Here is a 22,892-nt window from a genome sequence, read left to right on the forward strand (position 1 = left end):
AGATTAGGAAACGTCAGTGAGTCAAATCCCCCTGATCCTCGAACCGGAGCAACTCGCCCCACTGCTGGAACACGAAGAAATCCGCGTGGTCGACCTCAGCTCCCCGGCCAACTATTTCGCCGGCCACATCCCCGGCGCCATCGGCCTGCCCTTCCAGGCGCTGCTCGCCGGCACCCCACCGGCACCCGGAAAACTGCCTTCAATTGAGCGCCTCACCGAAGTCATGCAGGCCATCGGCCTCACCCCCGACACCCACATCGTCGCCTGCGACGATGAAGGCGGCGGCTGGGCCGGACGCCTGCTGTGGACCCTCGACGTCATCGGCCACAAGAAATACAGCTACTTGAATGGCGGCATGATCGCGTGGAAAAACGCCGGCATGCCGCTCACCAGCGAAGACACCGTCGTTGCCCCCAGCGATATCCACATCCAGATCGCCGACGACGCACCGATGATCGACGCGGAACAAATCCAGCAGCGCCTGGGTCAAAACGACCTGCAGATCTGGGACGCCCGCTCACCCGCGGAATACACCGGCGCACGTCTCGTCGCCATGCGCGGCGGCCACATCCCCGGCGCCATCAACTGCGAGTGGACCCAGCTTATGGATCCGCAGCGCGACCTGCGTATTCGTACTGACGCCAGAGAATTCCTCGCCGCGCTCGGCATCGACGGCGAAACCGAAATCGCCACCCACTGCCAGAGCCACCACCGCTCGGCGTTTACCTGGCTGGTGGGGAAATCTCTGGGATTTCCCATCAAAGCCTATCCGGGATCGTGGAGTGAATGGGGCAACCTGCCGGATACGCCGATCGAAAACTAGACTCAGTGCTGTCGACTTCTGGATTCCCGCCTGCGCGGGAATGACGGTAAATTGGTATTGCGCATTTGCTAACGAAGCAGAGAAATTCAAAGCAAAGGGCAGGCACACGAACATAAACAGAGCACCCAAAAACTCTGCCACCGCACCCACTTCAACGGGACCACAAAACTACATGAACCCGAAACTGTTTATTTTCCTGCAATACATCACCCCCCAACACCTGCTCTCCAGAGCCGCGGGGTGGCTCGCCGAAACCCGCATCGGCGGCATCAAAAACCCGTTCACCAAATGGTTCGTGGAAAAATACCAAGTCGACATGAGCGAGGCACAGGAAGAGGACTACACCGCCTACACCTGCTTCAACGACTTCTTCACCCGCGCCCTCAAACAAGGCGCCCGTCCCATCGTCGAAGGTGAAAACACCATCGCCGGCTGCGCCGACGGCGCCATCAGCCAGCTGGGCGACATCCACAACGGTAGAATTTTCCAGGCCAAAGGTCAGGACTACAGCCTGCTCGAACTCGTCGGCGGCGACCCCGAAGTGGCCGCACAGTTTACCGGCGGCAAATTCGCCACCATCTACCTGTCACCCAAAGACTACCACCGCGTGCACATGCCGCTCGACGGCGTGCTGCAGCGCATGATCTACGTCCCCGGCGAACTCTTCTCGGTGAACACCACCACCGCCGCCAACGTCCCGCGCCTGTTCTCCCGCAACGAACGCCTCGTGTGCATTTTTGACACCGCCGCCGGTCCCATGGCCATGGTCCTCGTCGGCGCCATGATCGTCGCCGCCATCGAAACCGTCTGGGCCGGTCAGGTCGCCCCGCTCAAGCGCCAGATCCGCACCACCCGCTACGACGAGCAGAAACCCATCGCGCTAAAAAAAGGCGAGGAAATGGGACGTTTCAAACTCGGCTCCACCGTCGTACTGCTGTTCGGCGCCGACAAGGTGAACTGGCTGGAAGAGCTCACCGCCGAAACCCCAGTGAAAATGGGTGAACATTTCGGCGACCTGATCTGAATACGCCCGGCCCCCGCATACCTCGCGGGGGTGCGCACTTCACGCAAAAGCGCAGAAGATCATTGAAGTTTGAGAGTGGATCGGCGTTAGCGGCCAGGCAGGAAGCGTGTGATAAATGCTGGCAGGCGCTGCTCGTAGAGGTACTGGTCGCGCACCTTGGCCACGTCGATATGCGGATACTGACTGGGGTCGAGATCCTGCGTGATAGTGATCAGCCCCACTTCCGCCAGGGATTTCTTGCCCTTGTTCACCAGCGCCTGTTTGCGATCGTCGTCCGCGGCCATGTCAAACAGACGCGGTTTATCCAGCAGTTTTTTGCTGCGGTCCGTCACCAGCATCACCTTGGGTTTCAGGCGGCGCTCGTGGCTCTGCTCAACCACCACCGCCAGCTCGCCAGTGGAGAGTTCCACCTGAGTACCGGTGGGATAGAGGCCGATGGACTGGATAAACTCCAGCACCAGCTGCTCCTGAAACGCGCAATTGCGCAACTCGTACAACTGCGCCACCGCCTTTGACGGCGGCAGCGGAAACTCCGCTCCGCGGGGATTGGTGGCTTCATCGTAGAACGTGACGATGCCGCACATGCGCGCCAATATCGGGATCTGCCCGCCGCGCAAGCCGCGAGGGTAGCCGCTGCCATCGTACTGCTCTTTATGGGCCTGCACGATGTTGAGAATCTGGTGGTCGATATTTGGATCGCTGGACAGCAGCTTCACGCTGTAATCCACGAATTTGCGGTATTCGAGTTCCGCGCGGGGATGGCGCTTGTCGGCCTTCAGCACGTCGTCCGGCAGGTATAGCTTGCCCACGTCCTTCAGCAGGGTCGCCACGCCCAGCTGCACCAGCTCCTGGCGCCGCAAACCGATGTGGCGGCCAAACACCACCGCCCATACGCAGGCGCGCACCGAGTGGCTATAGGTGTGCTCGTCCTTCTCGCGCACCCGCGCCAACCAGGAGAACGCATCCGGACTGCGCAGCACACTGTCGACCATGAGGCCCACGGTCTGGTTCACCTGGGCGGTGGGCAGTGGGCGGTCGGTTTTCAGCTGCACCATGACTTCGTGCATACCGCGGATGATGCGCTCGTGCAGCTGCCTGGCCCTGGGGGCCTCGCGGCGCGCCGGTTCAGGCACTGCGTAAGTGTTGTGGCGTATCTGCACCGGTTTGCAATTGATGGCAACGGGAATACGCCGGTGACCGCCTTTCGCTGCGGGTGTCTGCGACCCGGCGTTCTGCTCACCGGCGGCGCGGGTGATCTTGCGCAGTTTGACACCCACGTCGCCCACGCTCTTGACCACATCCACATACACATAGCGACAGTACTTCTGCAGCTGGCGGATTTCCTCCAGATCGCGGATATAGAAGCCCTGCAAAGCGAAGGGAGTGCGCGTCCACGGGCGATCCAGACGGGACACAAACATGCCCCGCTGCAGGTCTTCCACGAATACCTTCGCCTGTTGGATTGCCACTGATTTGCTGCCGCGCGTTTTTGTTCTGAGTATTCTTCTCGACGGTCTCGGGCAACCGCCGGATATCGGCGCACCCGCACACAAAGACCCCGCACCGGTCAAACCGGTGCGGGGCGGAATTGTCACACAAGTCTACTCGCTGGTTGACAATTGATTTGTGACAACAATCACGGAAAATCCGTCAGCGAGTACTAACAAACCCGTTTCCTTTCCCGTTACCGGTGATATTGTGGCGAGAGTTCTGCCACCGCCTCAAACATGGCGCCGGCATGGGCGGGATCTACCTGCGGCGTGACGCCGTGTCCGAGATTGAAAATATGCCCACTGCCGCGGCCAAAATCTTCCAGCAACCGCGCCACTTCCTCGCGAATGCGCGCGGGGTTCGCGAGCAGGATCGCCGGGTCCAGATTGCCCTGCAGGGCCACGCGGTCGCCGACGCGGGCGCGGGCGCGGGCGATATCCGTCGTCCAGTCGAGGCCCAGGGCGTCGGCACCGGCGTCGGCCATCAATTCCAGCCACTGGCCACCACCCTTGGTGAATAGAATCGCCGGCACCCGGCGCCCGTCGTGTTCCCTGATCAAGCCCTGCAGAATGCGGGCCATATATTGCAGGGAGAATTCCTGGTAGGCCCGATGGCTGAGGGCGCCTCCCCAGGTGTCGAAAATCTGCACCGCCTGGGCACCGGCGCGAATCTGGGCATTGAGGTAGTCGATCACCGAGTCCGCCAGCACCGTGAGCAGCTGATGCAGATCTTCAGGACGGTTGTAGAGCATCTCCTTGATACGCGCGAAATCCCGGCTGGAACCACCCTCCACCATATAGGTGGCGAGTGTCCACGGGCTGCCGGAGAAACCAATCAGCGGCACCCGGCCATTCAGCTCGCGGCGAATGGTGGTGACCGCGTTGGTAACGTAGTCCAGATCCCGAGCGGTGTTGACCACTTCCAGCGCGGCAATATCCGCACTGGTGCGTACAGGCTTGCGGAATTTCGGGCCCTCGCCTTCCTCAAAATAAAGGCCGAGCCCCATGGCGTCAGGGATGGTGAGGATGTCGGAAAACAGGATCGCCGCATCCAGTGGATAGCGCTCCAGTGGCTGCAGGGTCACCTCGCAGGCCAGTTCGGTGTTGCGGCACAGATCCATAAAGGTGCCTGCCTTGGCGCGGGTCGCGCGGTACTCTGGCAGGTAGCGTCCGGCCTGGCGCATCATCCACATCGGTGTGCGGTCAACAGGCTGGCGCAGCAGAGCGCGCAGGAAACGATCGTTCTGGAGCGGAGCAAACTGGTTCTCGGGCATGGGTATCTCGCTGGACGGCTCGGTGCACATCAGGATAGACCCCGGCATGTGCAACAGGCATAAAGAGCCACTGGCTAAAAGGCGGCCATTGTAGCCGGGAGCGGAGCGGGAAAACAAAACTCTTGCGGATACAGATTTCCCAAACGTCACGTACAATAACGCGCCCCAAGGCTCCCACCCTGGCGCAACTCGCGTTACCCGAACACCGTTCGCCCGCCCGCTGCTCTGACAGCAAGACGCCCCACGTTCAGTGGCTGGCGCCGGTCGCGGCTGCCGGATTCTTTTTCTTATTTGAACAATGAGCGATTGAATGGAAACTTATGGCGCACTCAGCCTGATTCCCACCGTAGCCGTGGTTGCCACTGCGGTGATCACCAAGCGCCCGGTGGCGGCCCTGATTACCGGTGTTATCCTCGCACTGATAATGCTCGACCCGAGCGACATCATGACCCCGCTCACCGAAACCGCCCTGGCGGTGATGGCCGATGAGACCATTGGCTGGGTCATTCTTGTATGTGGCCTGTTCGGCTGCCTGATCGCACTGCTGATCCGCTCGGGTGCAGCCAATGCCTTCGCCGAGGTGCTGGCGAAACGGGCCAACACCCGCAACCGCGCACTGCTCAGCACCTGGTTCCTGGGCCTGGTGATCTTTATCGACGATTACCTGAATGCACTGGCGGTTGGCGCGTCGATGAAGAAAGTCACCGACAAGTTCAAGGTTTCCCGGCAGATGCTGGCCTATGTCGCCGACTCCACCGCCGCGCCGGTGTGTTTCCTCATCCCGATTTCCACCTGGGCCGTATTCTTCTCCGGCATCCTGGAATCCGCCGACATCGCCGGACAGGGTGAGGGCCTCAGCATGTACATCAGCGCCATCCCGTTCATGCTCTACTCGTGGCTGGCGCTGATACTGGTACCGTTGGTGGCCACCGGCCGCATTCCGCTGATCGGCCCGATGAAGCGCGCCGAGGCGCGCACCGCCGCGGGCGATCCGGATATTTCCGCCGACGAGCTGCCGGCACACGCGGCCGGCCCGGCACCGGTGGGGCCGCGACACCACGCCTGGAATTTCATCATTCCGATTGTGAGCCTGCTGTTTTTCAGCTGGTATTACGACATCGACGTGCTGAAGGGTGTGATCATCGCGCTCGCCATCACCATTCCGCTGTTCGGACTGCAGAAAGTGATCGGTTGGAACGAGATGCTTGATACGATGATGGACGGCTTCAAGCTGATGATTCCGGCGCTCTCCATCATTGTTACTGCCTTCATGTTCAAGTCGGTGAACGACAGCCTGGGCATGCCACAGTATGTGATCGAATCCCTGAAACCGCTGATGACCGCGCAGTGGTTGCCGCTGGTGGCGTTCCTGTCGATGTCGCTGATTTCCTTTGCGACCGGCTCCTCCTGGGGCATTTTCACCATCACCATCCCCATCATCATTCCGCTCGCCCAGGCCGTGGGTTGCCCGCTGCCGCTGGCGCTCGGCGCACTGCTCTCCGCCAGCGCCTTCGGCAGCCACGCCTGCTTCTACGGCGACGCCACGGTGCTGGCGGCCCAGGGCAGCGGCTGTACCGTGATGAGCCACGCACTAACCCAGCTGCCCTACGCCATCATGGCGGCGCTGATTGCCAGTGTGGGCTTTGTGGTGCTGGGTTACACGGTGGTGTGATCCGTTCACTTGCCGCACAAATGAAAAGGGGCGCTTGCGCGCCCCTTTTCATTTTAGTTGCCGGCCAAATTCCAGCGATCAGATTTTCAGGTAATCAAGGATACCTTCAGCCGCCTGGCGGCCTTCCCAGATCGCGGTAACCACCAGATCGGAGCCGCGCACCATGTCGCCGCCGGCAAAGACTTTCTCGTTGCTGGTCTGGAACTTGAACTGCTGCTGCTCCGGTGCCACTACGCCGCCCCACTCGGCCACTTCGATATTGTGGTCGCCGAACCAGTCCGCCGGGCTCGGGCGGAAGCCGAAGGCCACCAGCACCACTTCCGCGGGGATGATTTCTTCGGAACCTGGCACCACTTCCGGGCGACGGCGGCCTTTCTCGTCCGGCTCGCCCAACTGGGTGGTGACCACTTTCACGCCTTCCACCTTGCCGTTGCCGACAATCTCCACTGGCTGACGGTTGAACAGGAAGCGCACGCCCTCTTCCTTGGCGTTCGCTACCTCGCGGCGGGAGCCGGGCATATTCTCCTCGTCGCGACGGTAGGCGCAGGTCACGCGCTTGGCGCCCTGGCGGATGGAGGTACGGTTGCAGTCCATGGCGGTGTCACCGCCGCCCAACACCACCACACGCTTGCCTTCCACCGAGATGAAGTCTTCGGGGCTCTTCTCGAAACCGAGATTGCGATTCACGTTCGCCACCAGGAACGGCAGCGCGTCGTATACACCGGGCAGGTCCTCACCGGGGAAACCACCCTTCATGTAGTTGTAGGTACCCATGGCCAGGAACACCGCATCGTAGTCTGCGAGCAACTGGTCAAACGTGATGTCCTTGCCGATTTCGGTTTCCAGGCAGAACTCGACGCCCATATCGGTAAAGATGGCGCGGCGCTGCTGCATCACGGATTTTTCGAGCTTGAACTCGGGGATACCGAACGTCAGCAGGCCCCCGATTTCAGGGTATTTGTCGAACACGACCGGCTGCACACCGTTGCGCACCAATACATCCGCACAGGCGAGGCCCGCGGGGCCGGCACCAACCACAGCAACGCGTTTGTCGGTCTTGGTGACCGCGCTCAGATCCGGGCGCCAGCCCAAGGCAAACGCGGTGTCGGTGATGTATTTTTCGGCGTTGCCGATGGTCACCGCACCGAAACCGTCGTTCAGGGTACAGGCGCCTTCACACAGGCGGTCCTGCGGGCATACGCGGCCGCATACCTCCGGCAGGGAGTTGGTCTGGTGACACAGCTCCGCCGCTTCCATGATGTTGCCTTCACTGATCAGGCGCAGCCAGTTCGGGATGTAGTTGTGCACCGGGCACTTCCACTCGCAGTAGGGGTTGCCGCAGTCCAGGCAGCGGTGCGCCTGGCTGGCTACCTGCCGCTCGGTGAACGGCTGGTAGATCTCCACGAACTGGTTAGTACGCGTGATGATGTCTTTCTTGGCGGGGTCGACCCGGCCAACGTCGATAAACTGGAAATCGTTGTTCAGACGCTGTGACATAGGTAAATCTCCCCCTTATTCGCCGCGCTTGCGTACATCGGACAGCAGTCCGGCGAGGCTGGCCGCCTTCGGCTTCACCAGCCAGAACTTGTTGAGGTAGTCGTCGAGGTTATCCAGCAGTTCCTGGCCCCAGGCGCTGCCGGTCTCGGCGACAAACTCTTCGATCACTTCGCGCAGATGGCTCTGGTACTCCTCCAGTGCCTCGCTGCTGATGCGCCTGAGCTCAATCAGCTCGTGGTTGCACTTGTCGAAGAAGTCGCGATCCATATCCAGCACGTAAGCGAAGCCACCGGTCATACCGGCGCCGAAGTTGACGCCGGTTTTGCCCAACACGGCAATCATGCCGCCGGTCATGTATTCGCAGCAGTGATCGCCCGCACCTTCCACCACCGCAAAGGCGCCGGAGTTCCGCACCCCAAAGCGCTCGCCGGCACAGCCGGAGGCGAACAGTTTGCCGCCGGTGGCGCCGTACAGACAGGTGTTGCCGATAATGCTGGTTTCCTGCGAGGCAAAGCTGCTGTTCCGCGGCGGACGGATTACCAGCTTGCCGCCGGCCATACCTTTGCCCACGTAGTCGTTGGCGTCGCCTTCCAGGTACATCTCCAGGCCGCCGGCGTTCCACACACCGAAGGACTGGCCGGCAACGCCGGTCAGGTTCAGTTTGATCGGCGCGTCCACCATGCCCTGGTTGCCGTGGCGCTTGGCGATCTCACCGGACAGACGTGCACCGATGGAGCGGTCGCAGTTGGTCAGTTTGAAGCTGAACTCGCCACCACTCAGGGCTTCGATTGCCGGCAGGGTTTCCTGCACCATGCGCTCGGCGAGCAGGCCCTTGTCCCAGGGCTCGTTCTTCGGTTGCTGACAGGTCTGCGGCTTGCTGTCGAGCAGTGCATCGGTGTGCAGCAGCGGCGACAGGTCGAGGGTTTTCTGTTTGGCGGTCTGGCCCTCAAGGGTTTCCAGCAGGTCCACACGGCCCACCAGTTCCTCGATGGAGCGCACGCCGAGGCTCGCCATCCACTCGCGGGTCTCCTCGGCCACGAACTTGAAGAAGTTCATCGCCATTTCCACGGTGCCGATGTAGTGCTCGTCGCGCAGGTCCTTGTTCTGGGTGGCCACGCCGGTGGCGCAGTTGTTCAGGTGGCAGATGCGCAGGTATTTACACCCCAGCGCCACCATCGGCGCGGTGCCGAAGCCGAAGCTCTCGGCGCCGAGGATCGCCGCTTTGACCACGTCGAGGCCGCTCTTCAGGCCGCCGTCGGTCTGCACCCGCACCTTGCCGCGCAGGTCGTTGGCGCGCAGGGTCTGGTGGGTTTCCGCCAGCCCCAGCTCCCACGGCGAACCGGCGTAGCGGATCGAAGTGATCGGGCTCGCGGCGGTGCCGCCGTCGTAACCGGAGATGGTGATCAGGTCCGCGTAGGCCTTGGCCACGCCGGCGGCGATGGTGCCGACGCCGGGGCGCGAAACCAGCTTCACCGATACCAGCGCGTCCGGGTTGACCTGCTTCAGGTCGTAGATCAGCTGCGCCAGATCCTCGATCGAATAGATATCGTGGTGCGGTGGCGGCGAAATCAGGGTCACGCCGGGCACCGAGTAGCGCAGGCGCGCGATCAGTTCGTTGACCTTGCCGCCGGGCAGCTGGCCGCCCTCGCCGGGCTTGGCGCCCTGGGCCACCTTGATCTGCAGCACTTCCGCGTTCACCAGATAGTGCGGGGTGACGCCGAAGCGGCCGGAGGCGATCTGCTTGATCTTCGACACCTTATCGGTGCCGAAGCGCGCCGGATCCTCACCGCCCTCACCGCTGTTGGAGCGGCCGCCGAGGCGGTTCATGGCCTGAGCCAGGGACTCGTGAGCTTCCGGCGACAGCGCACCGAGGGACATGGCGGCGCTGTCAAAACGGCGCAGGATGCTTTCCGCCGGTTCCACTTCACTCAGCGGAATCGGCTGCACGTCTTTTTTCAGCCCCAGCAGATCGCGCAAGGTGGCGACAGGGCGCTGGTTTACCAGCGCCGCGTAGTCGCGCCAGGTGCTGTAGTCGCCGGAGCGCACCGCTTCCTGCAGGGTTTTGACCACGTCCGGGTTGAACGCGTGGTATTCCTCGCCGTAGACAAACTTGTGCAGACCGCCGGCGGATACCTTCTTGCGCGGCCTCCACGCCAGCTCGGCGCGCGCGCGCATGTCGTCTTCCAACTCCGCGAAACCAGCGCCCAGCACACGCGCCGGTGCTTCCGGGAAGCACAGATCGATAACGTCCTGGGACAGCCCCACCAGCTCGAACAGCAGCGCGCCGCGGTAAGAGGCTACGGCCGAAATACCCATCTTCGACAGGATTTTCAGCAGACCCTTGATGATACCGTTGCGGTAGTTCTTCTGCGCGGTGGCAGCGTCCAGCAACAGTTCACCGGTTTCAATCAGGTGGTTGATGATGCTGTAGGAGAAGTACGGGTGCACCGCAGTGGCGCCAACGCCGATCAGGCACGCCAGTTGATGCGAGTCGCGCGCGGTGGCCGTGTCCACCACCACGTTGGAGTCGCAGCGCAGGCCGTTGTGCACCAGGTGGTGGTGTACCGCACCGGTGGCAAGCAGCGCATCGATGGGCAGTTTGCCCTCTTCGATATTGCGATCAGACAGCACCACGATCACGGTGCCCTCGTTGCGCACCGAGTCGGCGGCGTCCTGGCACAGTTTCTCGATGGCGCCCTTCAGGTCCAACTGTGCGGGATCGTAGTTCAGGTCGAATACCTTCGCCTTGAACTCCTCGCGGCCGAGGTCCAGTAGCGCGGTGTACTTCATGTGCGACAGTACCGGCGACGACAGGATCACGCGGTCGGCGTGCTCAGGGGTTTCCTCAAACACGGATTTCTCACGGCCCAGGCAGGTTTCCAGGGACATGACGATGGTTTCCCGCAGCGGGTCGATGGGCGGGTTGGTGACCTGCGCGAACTGCTGGCGGAAGAAGTCGTACAGACAGCGGTTGCCCTGCGACAGCACCGCCATCGGGGTGTCGTCGCCCATGGAGCCCACGGCTTCCTGACCGGATTCCGCGAGCGGGCGGATCACCTGGTCGCGCTCCTCAAGAGAGGAGCTGAACAGCTTCTGGTAGACCTTGAACTGCTCGAACGAGAAATTGTTGTCCACCGGCGCGGTGACCAGAGTGGAGCGGATACGACGCGCTTTGGCCTTCAGCCACTGCTTGTAGGGATGCGCTTTTTTCAGCTCGCCATCCACTTCGGCGGTGTGGCGCAGTTTGCCTTCGAGCGTATCCACCGACAGGATCTGACCCGGGCCGAGACGGCCCTTGGCCACCACGTCGGCGGGGTCGTATTGATAGGTACCCACCTCGGACGCAACAGTGATGAAGTCGTCCTTGGTGATCACCCAGCGGGACGGGCGCAGGCCGTTGCGGTCCAGGGTGCATACGGCGTAGCGACCGTCGGTCAGTACCAGGCCGGCGGGACCGTCCCAGGGTTCCATGTGCATGGAGTTGTATTCGTAGAAGGCGCGCAGCTCGGAATCCATGGTGTCCACGTTCTGCCACGCCGGCGGGACCAGCATGCGGATGGCGCGATGCATGTCGATGCCGCCCGCCATCAACAGCTCGAGCATGTTGTCGAGACTGGAGGAGTCGGAGCCTGTGCGGTTGACCAGCGGCGCCAGCTCGTTCAGCTCCGGCAGCAACTCGGTATTGAACTTGGGCGTGCGCGCCACGGACCAGTTGCGGTTGCCGGTAACGGTGTTGATCTCGCCGTTGTGCGCGAGCATGCGGAACGGCTGCGCCAGCGGCCAGCGCGGCATGGTATTAGTGGAGAAGCGCTGGTGGAACACACAGATGGCGGTCTCAAGGCGCGGGTCTGCCAGATCCGGGAAGAACGCCGGCAGATCCGCCGGCATCATCAGGCCCTTGTAGGAAACCACCCCGGTGGAGAGGCTGGCGATGTAGGTATCGTCCCCCAGTTGCTGTTCCGCCTTGCGCCGGATCACGAACAGGCGCGCGGCAAACTTCTGGTCTCCCAGCGGCTGTTCGGCGTCGTTGATCAGCAGATGCTCGAAGCGCGGCAGCGACTCGCGCGCAATCGGGCCGAGGCAGTCGGCATTGGTGGGCACCGGACGCCAGCCAGCCACGTTCAGGCCCTGCGCTTCCACTTCGCGCTCGAGAATAGCGCGCGCGGCAGCCGCTTTGGCATCGTCCAGCGGCAGCATGATGGCGCCGACGGCATAATTTTCACTCAGCTCGCCACCAAACGCCTCTTTGGCCACGGCGCGCAGGAATGCGTCCGGCTTCTGCAGCAGTAGGCCACAGCCATCCCCGGTTTTGCCATCGGCGGCAATACCGCCGCGGTGAGTCATGCAGGTCAGCGATTCAATCGCTGTCTGCAACAACTTGTGGCTGGTTTCGCCCTTCAGGTGGGCAATCAGTCCAAAGCCACAGTTATCTTTGAACTCATCCAATCGATACAGACCGCTACCCATAGAATTCCTCAAAGTGTTATCGCTACCCGTTACGCCCTGACGGGACGCCAATTCAGGCCATCCATCAGATCGCAGCACTCTCGCCAGGCTCAAGGGCTGCCTCGGGGGTATATTTATCTACTTTCGAGCCGAAGGTGCCGCAGATTCCACTGAGTTTTCGGACCCCCAGTGACAAAAAAAGCCCGCGTGAGGGGCTTGGGTGTTACTCGCTGACAGCGAGCCTCGGCTTGTTGTTATCGGCTCATTTCCCCGGCTTTTACCGAGGGGGCGCGCAATATTACAAGCGCCCCCCTGCAATTGCAAGATTCGCCAGTTTTTTTCGCTGTTGTCGCGCCTTTTAACCGATTTATCTTCTTTGAAACATCTTTACCGTCAAAGAATCCTCAGTCTACTAAAAAAACTACCGATTCATCATCGCGCACCGCAGGCGCGCAAAGCCTCAATCAGCTGCTCCTTGGGCGTATCGGCAACAATCTGTGCATCGCCGATGGCATGCAGCAGTACCAGTCGCAATTTGCCATCCTGCACCTTTTTATCCACCGACATCGCCTGCAGATAATCGTTTACCACCATATCTTCGGGAGACTGTTGCGGCAAATTGGCTTTGGTTAGCAGCGCGCGCAAACGCTCCGTCTCGGTTGCAGAGATCCAGCCGCGCAGTCGCGACAACTCCGCGGCCATTACCATTCCCGCCGCGACTGCCTCCCCGTGCAACCACTTGCCGTAGCCCTGCACCGCCTCAATGGCGTGGCCGAAGGTGTGGCCGAAGTTGAGAATAGCGCGACGCCCGGACTCGCGTTCGTCTTCTGCGACGACAGCGGCTTTGTCCGCACAGCTGCGCTCCACCGCGTAAGTCAGGGCTGCGGGATCGCGCGCCAACAGCGCGCCCATGTTGGCTTCCAGCCATTCGAAAAAGGGCGCGTCGCAGATCATGCCGTACTTGATCACCTCCGCGAGACCGGCGGACAATTCGCGGTCCGGCAGGGTGGTGAGGGTGTCGATATCGATGAGTACCAGCTGCGGCTGATAGAAGGCTCCGATCATATTCTTGCCGAGCGGGTGGTTGACCCCGGTCTTGCCTCCCACCGAAGAATCCACCTGCGACAACAGTGTGGTGGGCACCTGCACGAAGTCCACCCCGCGCTGGTAACAGGCGGCGGCAAAGCCACTCATGTCCCCGACCACACCGCCGCCCAGCGCGATTATGGTTGTGCTGCGGTCGTGGCGCCTCTCCAGCAAGGTATCGAAAATCCGGTTGAGGGTATCCAGGGTCTTGAACGCCTCGCCGTCGGGGAGCTGTACACTGTCCACCTTATCGAAACCCTGCAGAGCCGCGAGCACCTTCTCAAGATACAGCGGCGCAATGGTTTCGTTGGTGACCACCAGCACCTGGCGACCGCGGATGGCATTGGCAAAGTGCGCGGACTCCCCCAGCAGACCGGGACCGATCAGAATGGGATAACTGCGATCACCCAGATCGACGTGGAGACTGTGCATAGCGATTCCCTCAGGTGCACAAACGGATTTAGACGGTAGATTCATTCTTGCGGGGACGCACTCTAACACCCAGGGGGAGCGATGTTGAGCTGCGAGACGGAAAACTCAGCCGGAGGATATGGCCGCCAGGCGATCAACCACCATCTGCGCCGCCTGCTTCGGCGTGCAATCGTCAGTATCGCACACCAGATCCGCCACCTCGTCGTAGAACGGCTCTCGCTGAAGCAGAATTTCCTGCAGCTTTGCCCGCGGATCGGCGACCTGCAATAGTGGGCGATTGCTGTTTTTTGAGGTGCGCTCCACCAGCTGATCCAGGCTTGCGCGCAGGTAGACTACGAATCCGTGGTTTTTGAGCAGCGCGCGGTTTTCCGGCATCAGCACAATGCCTCCCCCGGTGGCGACCACCTGAGACTCACCGCTACAAAGATCATGCAGAACCGCACTCTCGCGACGGCGAAAACCAGCCTCGCCTTCCACGTCAAAAATCCACGGGATATCGGCGCCGCTGCGGTCTTCGATGACTTTGTCAGAATCAGCAAAAGGCAGCCCAAGCTGGGCTGCCAGTAATTTGCCGATGGTGGATTTGCCGGCCCCCATGGGGCCGACGAGAAAGATGGGCTGGCTGATCACTTGCTGAAAGACATGAACTCGTCTTGCATGATGCGCGGGGTGATAAAGATCAGCAGTTCGCGCTTGTCTTCCTGCTTGGTGGTCTGTTTGAACAGGCGGCCGAGGAAGGGGATGTCGCCGAGGAACGGCACTTTCACTTCACCCTCAATGGACTGCGCCTCAAAGATGCCGCCGAGCACGATGGTTTCACCGTTGCGCACCAGCACCTTGGTCTGCAGCGAGTTCACATTGATCGCCGGAATCTGCGCACCGGTAATCACGTTTGTAAACAGCTCACCGACACTGTTCTGGTCGATATTCAGGTTCATGATGATGTTGTCGTCCGGGGTGATCTGCGGGGTCACGTTCAGCAACAGCACCGCCTCTTTGAAGGTCACAGACGCCGCACCCGAGGAAGTAGCCTCCAGGTAGGGAATTTCCACACCGGAGCGAATGGTCGCCTCCTGTTTGTCGCCGGTCACCACCTTGGGCTGGGATACGATTTCCGCCTTGCCCACATCCTCCAGCGCCGACAGCTCAAGGCCCAGCAGAAAATCTTCCTTCAGGATGGCGTAGGCAATGCTGCCAGCCGGGTTGCCAACACCCAGGTCCACCAACATCGGGTCGTGCAGGGTTTCTGGTGCGGAAAGATCAGGACCACTGCCATCACCATCGGAAACCAATCCGATTTGGCTGCCGCCACCAATACCAATGGCGTCGTCGCCGATGTTGTGATCTTCCAGATAACTCCAGCGCACCCCGAGGCTCTTCTCGAAATCGGTGTTCGCGGTCACCAGACGCGCCTCGATCATCACCTGGCGGATGGGAATGTCGATGGCGTTGATCAGATCGCGGAACTGGGCAATCTTGTCTTCGGTATCGGTAAGGATGATGGTGTTGGTGCGCTCATCCACGATGGCGCTGCCGCGGGACGACAGAATACTGCGGCCTTCCTGGTCTTCGCGGCCGCCGGCGAAGCTGCCTTGGCCAAAGCCACCGCCCTGGCCACCGCCCTGGTTGCCAGCGAACAGGGTGAACAGCTCACGGGCATCCGCGTAGCGGATCTGGATGTACTCGGTGCGCAGGGGCGCCAGCTCTTCCAGTTGCTTGCGGGTTTCCAGCTCGCGGCGTTCGCGCTCGGCGATTTCCGCCGCCGGCGCCACCATCACCACGTTGCCCTCCTGGCGCTTGTCCAGACCCTTGGCCTTCAGGATCAGCTCCAGCGCCTGATCCCAGGGCACACCGTCGAGGCGCAGGGTGATACGGCCCTGTACGGTATCGCTGGCCACCAGGTTGAGATCGGTGAAGTCCGCAATCAGCTGCAACACCGAGCGCACTTCGATGTCCTGGAAGTTCAGCGACAGTTTTTCGCCACTGAACTGGAATTCCTTCTGCTTCTCACGCACTTGTGCCACGGTCAGCGGCTTGACGCTCAGTACGTACTCGGTGTCTGCCTGGTAGGCGAGATAGTCGTAGTCGCCGTCGTGCGGATCAACTGTGATGACGGTGTTGCGGCCGTCGTAGTCCACACTGATGGCATTAACCGGTGTGGCGAAATCGGTCACATCCAGACGCTGGCGCAGCGCCGGCGGCAGCTCGGCGCCGAGGAACGTCAGCACGATCTTGCCCTTGGTGCGCTCCACGTCGATATTTACCGCTGGGTCGGTCAGGCTGACAATGACTTTGCCCTCACCACCCTGGCCGCGCCGGAAGTCCACGTTGTTGATACTTACACCACTCGCCGCCTTGAACTGGGTGCTGCCGCCGATATTGGTGCTGCTGTGCACCGGCGCGGCCGCCGCGCTGGCGGTAGCCGCACTGTCAGCGCCTACTTCCAGTACCACCTGATTGCCGATGCGCTCACTGGTGTATACCGGCAGTTCATCCAGGTTCAGGATCAGGCGGGTGCGATCTTCACCGGAGACGATCACCGCACTGCGCGCGGCGCCGATATCCAGGCTGTATTTTTTCTCCGGCAGCACGCTCTCCACACCGGCAAAGTCCATGACGATGCGCGCGGGCTGCTCGATGGTGTAGCCGGTGGGTTCCGGAGGTACATCGCTGAAGGTCAGGCGCAGCTGCAGGCGGCTGCCCGGCAGCTCGGAGAACTGGATATCGTTCAGCTGACTGGCCAGAGACGGCGCTGCCAGCGGAAGAATCAGCAGGCCCAGCAGCAGCGCTGTGGCGCGCGGCAGTGCCTTGGCGACCGGCGCCAATACGCTGGTGAGTTGCTTGGTGATCATTTTTAGTTGTCCTTCTCTTCCAAAGTCAGAGCCCGCGGCCGCTCAATCCAGCCACCGGTGCCATCCGGCACAATTTCCAGTACATCGATCTGTGACGATGAGGCGTTGACCACACGCCCATGATTTTTGCCCATGTAGTTGCCGATGGTGATGCGGTGAATACCGCCTTCACTATCGTTGATCAGTGCCCACAGCTGGCCGCCGCGGGACAGGGTGCCCACCATGGAGAGAGCGTCAAAGGGATAGCGTTCGAGCAATTCTTTCTGCCGGTTCAGGTCCGGCGCCACGTCGAGCTTGCGACCGACAAGACGCTGGTCCGCCTCCAGCACCGGGCGCAGGAACGGGCTGCGCAGGGCGGCCGCACTGTATACGTAAGGGCTGTAGGGGGTAAAGGTCGGAATCGGTTCAATCTGCCCCTTGGGCTTGTGTTTGACCGCTGCCATCTTGTCGCGCAGGTCACCGTGAGTGCCGTCCAGGCTGCAGCCGGCAAGTGCCAGCAGCGCCGCGGTCAGAGCGAAGTATTTTTTCATCCTTCTTCTCCCTGATCCTTGTAGCGATAGGTTTTTGCGTTAATCACCATGTTCAACAGTGCCGCCCCATCCTTGCCGGTCTGGATGTCAAAGTCGTGCAGGGTGACGATACGGGGCATACCGGCGATGCCGCTGATGAAGGCACCGAATTCGTGATATCCACCCTGCACCTCGATGCGGATGGGAAGCTCCACGTAGAACTCACCCACCTGTTCACCTTCAAGGGCCACTTTTTGGATGGTCAGGCCGCTGCCGCGACCGAACTCGTCGATATCTTCCAAGAGACCGGGCACTTCGGTGTCTTTCGGCAACTGTTTCAACAGTGCACCGAAGGTCTCTTCCATTTCCGCCAGCTGTTCGCGATAGGCATCCAGGTTGGCCGCTTCAAAGGATTTGCGCTCAAACTGGGTAAACAGCTCACGCTCCTTGTTGGCGGCGAACTCCAGCTCGCTGTAGCGGTCTTTGATCATAAAGAAGTAGCCACCACCCACCAGCACGGCGGCGATCACGATCAACAGTGCCACACGCCCGGCCAGCGGCCAGACACCGACACGGGAAAAGTCGATATCGTTAATATCCAGCTGATTCAGCTGTTTGAGAGTATCTTCAAGCGCCACGGTTACGCTCCATTGTTGGCGGAGTCGCCATCTTCTTTTTTGCGGCTGCTGACGCTGACCGTCATTTCAAATGCGCTCGCCTGCTCACCAAACTCCGGCTTGGCGGTTACCCCGGTCAGATTGGGCGACTCAAACCACTCGGACTGGTCGAGGCTGCGCATAAAGGAGGAAACCCGGTTGTTGGATTCCGCCACACCGGAGATTTTCAGGGTTTTGCCGGTGCGCTTCAGGTTGGTGAGCCACAACCCCTCCGGCGCTGCGCGCACCATCTCGTCGAAGTAGCGCACCGACAGCGGGCGGTTGCCCTGCAGCTCCTGGATCACCCGCATGCGGTCGATCAGCTCCTGGCGTCGCTTCTTGAGGTCTTTGATCTCGCGCACTTGCTTGTCGAGAGCGGCGATTTCCGTGGTCAGCAGCTGGTTGCGCTCATTCTGATTGGCGATCTGCGCGTCCACGGTTTTCATCCACATGAACACGGAAAAACCGGCGGCAATAACCACCAGCGCCGCAACCTGCTGGAATTCTTTCTGTTTCTGCGCCCGGTATTCCTGGCGCCAGGGGAGTAGGTTGATCTTTGCCATGTTTTAGAATTCCCTCTCGCGCATCGCGAGCCCGGCGGCGATCATCAGCGACGGCGCCTCGCCGGCCAGCGACTGGCGATTGACCCGGGACGCGACACTCATATCCCGGAAGGGATTGGCCACCAGAGTGGGTTTGTTCAGTTTCTGCCCCACCAGTTCGGCGAGACCCTCCATCGCGGCAACACCGCCACCGAGGAGGATGTAATCCACATCGCTGTAGGAGGTGGAGGAATAGAAAAACTGCAGGGAGCGGGTGACCTGCTGCACCACCGCGTCGCGGAACGGCTCCAGAACTTCGGGATAGTAATCATCCGGCAGGCCGCTACCGCCCTGGCGCTTGGCCAATGCAGCCTCTTCCGACGACAGACCGTAGCGCCGCTGGATCTCGTCGGTGAGCTGGCGCCCGCCGAACAACTGCTCGCGGGTGTAGACGATACGGCCATCGACCATCACCGACAGCGCACTCATGGTGGCGCCGATATCTACAACCGCCACCACCAGCTGTTCCTGCGCCGGGAACTGGTTTTCCATCAGGGTGTAGGCGCGCTCGATGGCGTAGGCCTCCACATCCACCACGCCCGGCTGCAGCTCCGCCTGGGTCAGCGCGGAAACACGCTGCTCAACGTTTTCACTGCGGCATGCCGCCAGCAATACCTCGACCTGGCCTTCGCCTCTTTCGGAAGGACCCTGTACTTCGAAATCGAGATTCACTTCATCCAGCGGGTAGGGAATGTACTGGTCGGCTTCCAGCGCAATCTGCGCTTCCAGCGCGTCGTCGGAGAGGTCCGCCGGCATTTCCAGGGTCTTGGTAATGACCGCGGAGCCCGATACCGCCACTGCAGCCTGGCGCAGGCGGGTCTTGGAGCGGCGCACCACCTTGCGAATGGCCTCGGCGATTGCACCCACGTCATTGATATTCTTATCCACTACCGCATTCGGAGGCAGAGGCTCGGTTGCATAGCTTTCCACGCGGTATTTGTCGCCGCTGCGACTCAGTTCAAGCAACTTTACCGAGGTGGAGCTAATATCGAGCCCAAGCATGGCTTTCGGGCCCTTGTTGAGAAAAGGGAGCATCCCCATTTTTCTTATCTTTTCCGTGGGTTATGGAGGTTTGATGGTATAGCACTTTAAATTACCGTCGCAACCGCCTTTTGCATAGGTAACAGCGCACATTCTTCGTATAATTGTCGAACAGTGCCGACAATTTTGACCAAGACGTAAACAGAAGCATTTCCATGACCGAAAAAGCCCGCAACCGCCTGCTGTCCCTGTTGTGGCTGGCTCTGGCCGGTGCCGCCGCTGGCGCCATGGCACTCTCCAGCATCTATATGTACCTCAAGCCGGGCCTGCCTTCGGTGGAAAGTCTGCGCGATATCCGCCTGCAAACGCCGCTGCGCATCTATTCGCGGGACATGAAACTGATCGGCGAATTCGGTGAGAAGCGCCGCAGCCCGGTCACCATCGAACAGACGCCGGAGATGTTCATCAAGGCGATCCTGGCGGCGGAAGACGACAGTTTCTATACCCACAGCGGTGTATCCATCAAGGGCCTGATGCGCGCCTTCCGGCAACTGGTGGCGAGCGGTTCCATTCAGTCGGGCGGCAGTACCCTTACCATGCAGGTGGCGCGCAACTTCTTTCTGACCCGGGAACAGCGCTTTATCCGTAAGTTCAACGAGATCCTGCTGTCGCTGCAAATCGAACAGGAACTCAGCAAAGACGAAATCCTCGCGCTGTATATCAACAAGATCTTTCTCGGCAACCGCGCCTACGGCTTTCAGGCCGCCGCCCACGTGTATTACGGCAAAGACATTAACGAACTGAATCTCGCCCAGTGGGCCATGATGGCCGGCCTGCCCAAGGCACCGTCCACCTACAATCCACTGGCAAACCCCTCGCGCGCACTGGTGCGGCGCAACTGGATTCTGAAGCGCATGCTGGACCTGGGCTATATCGGCCAGGACGAGTACAAAAATTCCATTACCGCGCCGGTCACCGCCCGCTACCACGGCCGCGATCTGGATATGAGTGCACCCTACGTGGCGGAAATGGCGCGCAAGGAAGCCGTGGAGCTTTTCGGGGATGCAGCCTACACCGACGGCTATCAGGTAATCACCACAGTCGACAGCAAGCTGCAGGATGCCGCGCGCAAGGCCCTGCAGAAAGGACTGGAGACCTACGATGGCCGCCACGGCTACCGCGGTCCTGAACAGCGCCTGGCCCCCGAACTGCTGGCCGACAACGACCAGCTGGTGGACCTGCTGCAGGAAATCCCGGTGCTTGGCGGCCTGCAGCCGGCCGTCGTCACCGCGGTCGCCGCCCGCAGCATCAGTGTGCAGCTGCGCGACCGCCGCGTGATCGAGATCCCGTGGGATCACGGCCTCAGCAGCATCCGCCCCTACATATCCGAAAACGCCCGCGGCGCCAGCATTAAGTCCGCCGACGAGATGTTCGCCCCCGGCGACGTAGTGCGGTTGCGCCGCGTGGTAATCTCCGCCGAGCAGGTAGCTGAGGAACGGGAAAAGGCCCGTGCCGCAGCGATAGAAAATGCCGCCGAGAGTCTTGCCGGCACCGAAATCACCGACGACCCCTTTTCCACACCGGAAGGGCTGACGGAAGAGGAGGCGCTTGAGGCGCCCCAGGCCCGCGAGGAGTGGCACCTGACCCAGGTGCCTACCGCACAGGGCGCGCTGGTGTCACTGCAACCGGAAGACGGCGCGATCCGCGCGCTCGTTGGCGGCTACGACTTCCGCCAGAGCCACTTCAACCGCGTCACCCAGGCCGCGCGCCAGCCCGGCTCCAGCTTCAAACCCTTTATCTACTCGGCCGCCATCGAACGCGGCTATACCGCCGCCAGCATTATCAACGACGCCCCCATCATCTTTGAGCAAACCAATCTGCAGGATGTGTGGCGCCCGGAGAACGACGGCGGTGACTTCCTCGGCCCAACCCGCCTGCGCAAGGCGCTGTATATGTCGCGCAACATGGTCTCCATCCGCCTGCTGCAGTCGCTGGGCCTGGACCGCGCGCTCACCTTTGTCGAGGGCTTCGGCTTTGAGCGCGACAAACTGGCGCGCAACCTGTCCATCGCCCTCGGCAGCTCCGCGCTCACTCCGCTGGAAATGGTGCGCGGCTACGCCGCCTTTGCCAACGGCGGTTTCCGCGTAGAACCCTATCTGGTGGACCAGGTGCTGGATGTGCACGGCGATACCGTGTACCAGGCCCTGCCGCTGACCGTTTGCCAAGAGTGCCCGGAAATCGGCAAAGCGAGCGAGGAGTATGGCCCGGAGCCCGAACCCATCGACCTGCAGGCGCTGCAGCAGGACGCCTCTATATCGGAAGAGCGCGAACCCATCGAGCTGCGCACCCTGCCAGTGGCACCGCTGCAGGCCGATGAACAGGCTCGGCCACGGGCGCCCCGCGCCATGTCCGCAGAAACCGCGTATATCATGGACTCCATGCTGAAAGACGTCATCAAGCGCGGCACCGGGCGCAAGGCGCTGGTAATGAAGCGCGGCGATATCGCCGGCAAGACCGGTACCACCAACGGTCCGCGCGACGCCTGGTTCTCCGGCTACAGCCCCCACCTGGCCACCAGTGCCTGGGTCGGGTTTGACGATAACTCCACCATCGGCCGCAACGAGTATGGCGGCTCTGCAGCGCTGCCAATCTGGATTGACTTCATGAGCACCGCGCTCGAAGGCCAGCCGGAGCGGCACCTGGCGCAGCCGGACACCATCGTCACCATGCGCATCAACCCGCGCACTGGGCTGCGCACCTCTAGCGGCGGTATTTTCGAGATTTTCCGTGCCGACAAGGTGCCGGGACGCGAGACCTACAGTAATTACCCATCCATATACTCCAATGGGGCTGAGGCGCCCGCAGCCGGTGAACAGCAGGCCCAGGAAGGGTTGCCAGAGGAAATCTTCTGAGGCGAATGTGCCCCGCCAACTCCGGCCAATGGAATACCAGCCACAAAAAAACCGCCCTTCCGGCGGTTTTTTTGTGGCTGGTATTCAGTGGATACAATCAGCGGCGGTTCCGGTACTCGAGACAGGCCTCTTCGATCGCCAGCAGATCCGGAATCACCGCCACCTCACCAGACAGCGCCACATGCATCAATTCACCCATGGCGCATTCGCCCTCACGGGCTGCAAGCTCTTCCGGAGTGACCCGCACCAGACGGGGTGTTCCCTGCAGCACTACGGCAAAAAACGGCAGGTCGCCCTCACCGTTACCGCTGCTCAGCACTGCGATACGGCAGTTACTGCGCAGCACCGGCATGGGATTGCCACGCATCACCTCGAACGATACCAACGGCAGGCGCAGCTCCCGCCAGTGCAGCTCCCCCATATACCAGTCCGGCGCGTCGAAGGCAGATACCGGGCTCTGCAGGGCGATGATTTCAGACAGGGTATCCACCGGCACCAACAGGTGGCCGTCCGCCAGAGGCAACAACAGGCTGCTGACTTCCTGCGGCAGTTCAGTGGTTGGCAGGGCGTCTGGTCCGCTCATGCTGTGTACTCTCCGCCACGCACTCGGGCTTCAACAGATTCGTAAATGACAGG

The 22,892-nt window shown here is 61.2% G+C and carries 16 protein-coding genes; 4 read left to right on the forward strand and 12 right to left on the reverse strand.

Annotated elements, in window-relative coordinates:
• Positions 1–16: 16 nt before the first annotated feature.
• Entirely contained in the window at positions 17–823 is an 807-nt protein-coding gene (locus GNX18_RS12435) for a sulfurtransferase (protein WP_166218500.1), read from the forward strand.
• 172 nt (positions 824–995) lie between these two features.
• On the forward strand, positions 996–1,847 hold the full coding sequence (asd, locus tag GNX18_RS12440; protein ID WP_138235194.1) for an archaetidylserine decarboxylase: 852 nt from the start codon (positions 996–998) through the stop codon (positions 1,845–1,847).
• A gap of 86 nt (positions 1,848–1,933) precedes the next feature.
• On the opposite strand, the gene GNX18_RS12445 is transcribed toward asd, so the two are convergent.
• Together GNX18_RS12445 and hemE are read right to left on the reverse strand one after the other, a co-directional pair.
• Entirely contained in the window at positions 1,934–3,316 is a 1,383-nt protein-coding gene (locus GNX18_RS12445) for an HD-GYP domain-containing protein (protein WP_166218502.1), read from the reverse strand.
• Positions 3,317–3,531: 215 nt separating this feature from the next.
• The gene (gene hemE / locus GNX18_RS12450; protein ID WP_138235196.1) at positions 3,532–4,611 is read right to left on the reverse strand and encodes a uroporphyrinogen decarboxylase; all 1,080 of its coding nucleotides are present in this window, start codon (positions 4,609–4,611) and stop codon (positions 3,532–3,534) included.
• A 310-nt stretch (positions 4,612–4,921) separates the two neighbouring features.
• Here hemE and GNX18_RS12455 point away from each other — a divergent pair, with 310 nt between their 5' ends.
• A complete protein-coding gene (locus tag GNX18_RS12455) occupies positions 4,922–6,283 on the forward strand; it encodes a Na+/H+ antiporter NhaC family protein (protein ID WP_166218504.1) in 1,362 nt (453 codons plus the stop codon).
• Between the two features lie 78 nt (positions 6,284–6,361).
• On the opposite strand, the gene GNX18_RS12460 is transcribed toward GNX18_RS12455, so the two are convergent.
• From GNX18_RS12460 to GNX18_RS12500, 9 genes are all read right to left on the reverse strand, one after another.
• Positions 6,362–7,780, reverse strand: coding sequence for an FAD-dependent oxidoreductase (locus GNX18_RS12460; RefSeq protein WP_138235198.1), 1,419 nt, complete (start codon positions 7,778–7,780; stop codon positions 6,362–6,364).
• 15 nt (positions 7,781–7,795) lie between these two features.
• Positions 7,796–12,247 carry a glutamate synthase large subunit gene (gene gltB, locus GNX18_RS12465; protein WP_166218506.1) on the reverse strand — a complete coding sequence of 1,484 codons (4,452 nt, stop codon included), beginning with the start codon at positions 12,245–12,247 and terminating at the stop codon, positions 7,796–7,798.
• Positions 12,248–12,658: 411 nt separating this feature from the next.
• Positions 12,659–13,744: a 3-dehydroquinate synthase gene (aroB, locus tag GNX18_RS12470; protein WP_166218508.1), complete on the reverse strand. Its 1,086-nt coding sequence runs from the start codon at positions 13,742–13,744 to the stop codon at positions 12,659–12,661.
• A gap of 105 nt (positions 13,745–13,849) precedes the next feature.
• Entirely contained in the window at positions 13,850–14,374 is a 525-nt protein-coding gene (aroK, locus tag GNX18_RS12475) for a shikimate kinase AroK (protein ID WP_166218510.1), read from the reverse strand.
• On the reverse strand, positions 14,371–16,596 hold the full coding sequence (pilQ, locus tag GNX18_RS12480; RefSeq protein WP_166218512.1) for a type IV pilus secretin PilQ: 2,226 nt from the start codon (positions 16,594–16,596) through the stop codon (positions 14,371–14,373). Before pilQ ends, aroK begins: the two co-directional genes overlap by 4 nt.
• Positions 16,597–16,598: 2 nt before the next feature.
• On the reverse strand, positions 16,599–17,126 hold the full coding sequence (locus GNX18_RS12485) for a pilus assembly protein PilP (protein ID WP_138235203.1): 528 nt from the start codon (positions 17,124–17,126) through the stop codon (positions 16,599–16,601).
• Positions 17,123–17,743 (reverse strand): type 4a pilus biogenesis protein PilO, encoded by a 621-nt coding sequence (locus tag GNX18_RS12490; protein ID WP_138235204.1) that lies wholly within the window; start codon positions 17,741–17,743, stop codon positions 17,123–17,125. The genes GNX18_RS12485 and GNX18_RS12490 overlap by 4 nt, the downstream gene beginning before the upstream one ends.
• 2 nt (positions 17,744–17,745) lie before the next feature.
• Complete coding sequence (locus GNX18_RS12495) at positions 17,746–18,324, reverse strand: PilN domain-containing protein (protein WP_138235205.1); 579 nt, start codon at positions 18,322–18,324, stop codon at positions 17,746–17,748.
• 3 nt (positions 18,325–18,327) lie between these two features.
• Positions 18,328–19,404, reverse strand: a complete 1,077-nt coding sequence (locus tag GNX18_RS12500; RefSeq protein WP_166218514.1) for a pilus assembly protein PilM — start codon at positions 19,402–19,404, stop codon at positions 18,328–18,330.
• 155 nt (positions 19,405–19,559) lie between these two features.
• On the opposite strand from GNX18_RS12500, the gene GNX18_RS12505 reads away from it, so the two are divergent.
• Positions 19,560–22,256 (forward strand): penicillin-binding protein 1A, encoded by a 2,697-nt coding sequence (locus GNX18_RS12505; RefSeq protein ID WP_166218516.1) that lies wholly within the window; start codon positions 19,560–19,562, stop codon positions 22,254–22,256.
• Positions 22,257–22,353: 97 nt separating this feature from the next.
• Here the strand turns inward: GNX18_RS12505 and GNX18_RS12510 are convergent, their stop codons facing one another.
• Positions 22,354–22,839, reverse strand: coding sequence for a chemotaxis protein CheW (locus tag GNX18_RS12510; protein ID WP_138235208.1), 486 nt, complete (start codon positions 22,837–22,839; stop codon positions 22,354–22,356).
• Positions 22,840–22,892 lie beyond the last annotated feature (53 nt).

It is taken from the genome of Microbulbifer sp. SH-1 (genome assembly GCF_011326135.1).
Classification (GTDB): domain Bacteria; phylum Pseudomonadota; class Gammaproteobacteria; order Pseudomonadales; family Cellvibrionaceae; genus Microbulbifer; species Microbulbifer harenosus.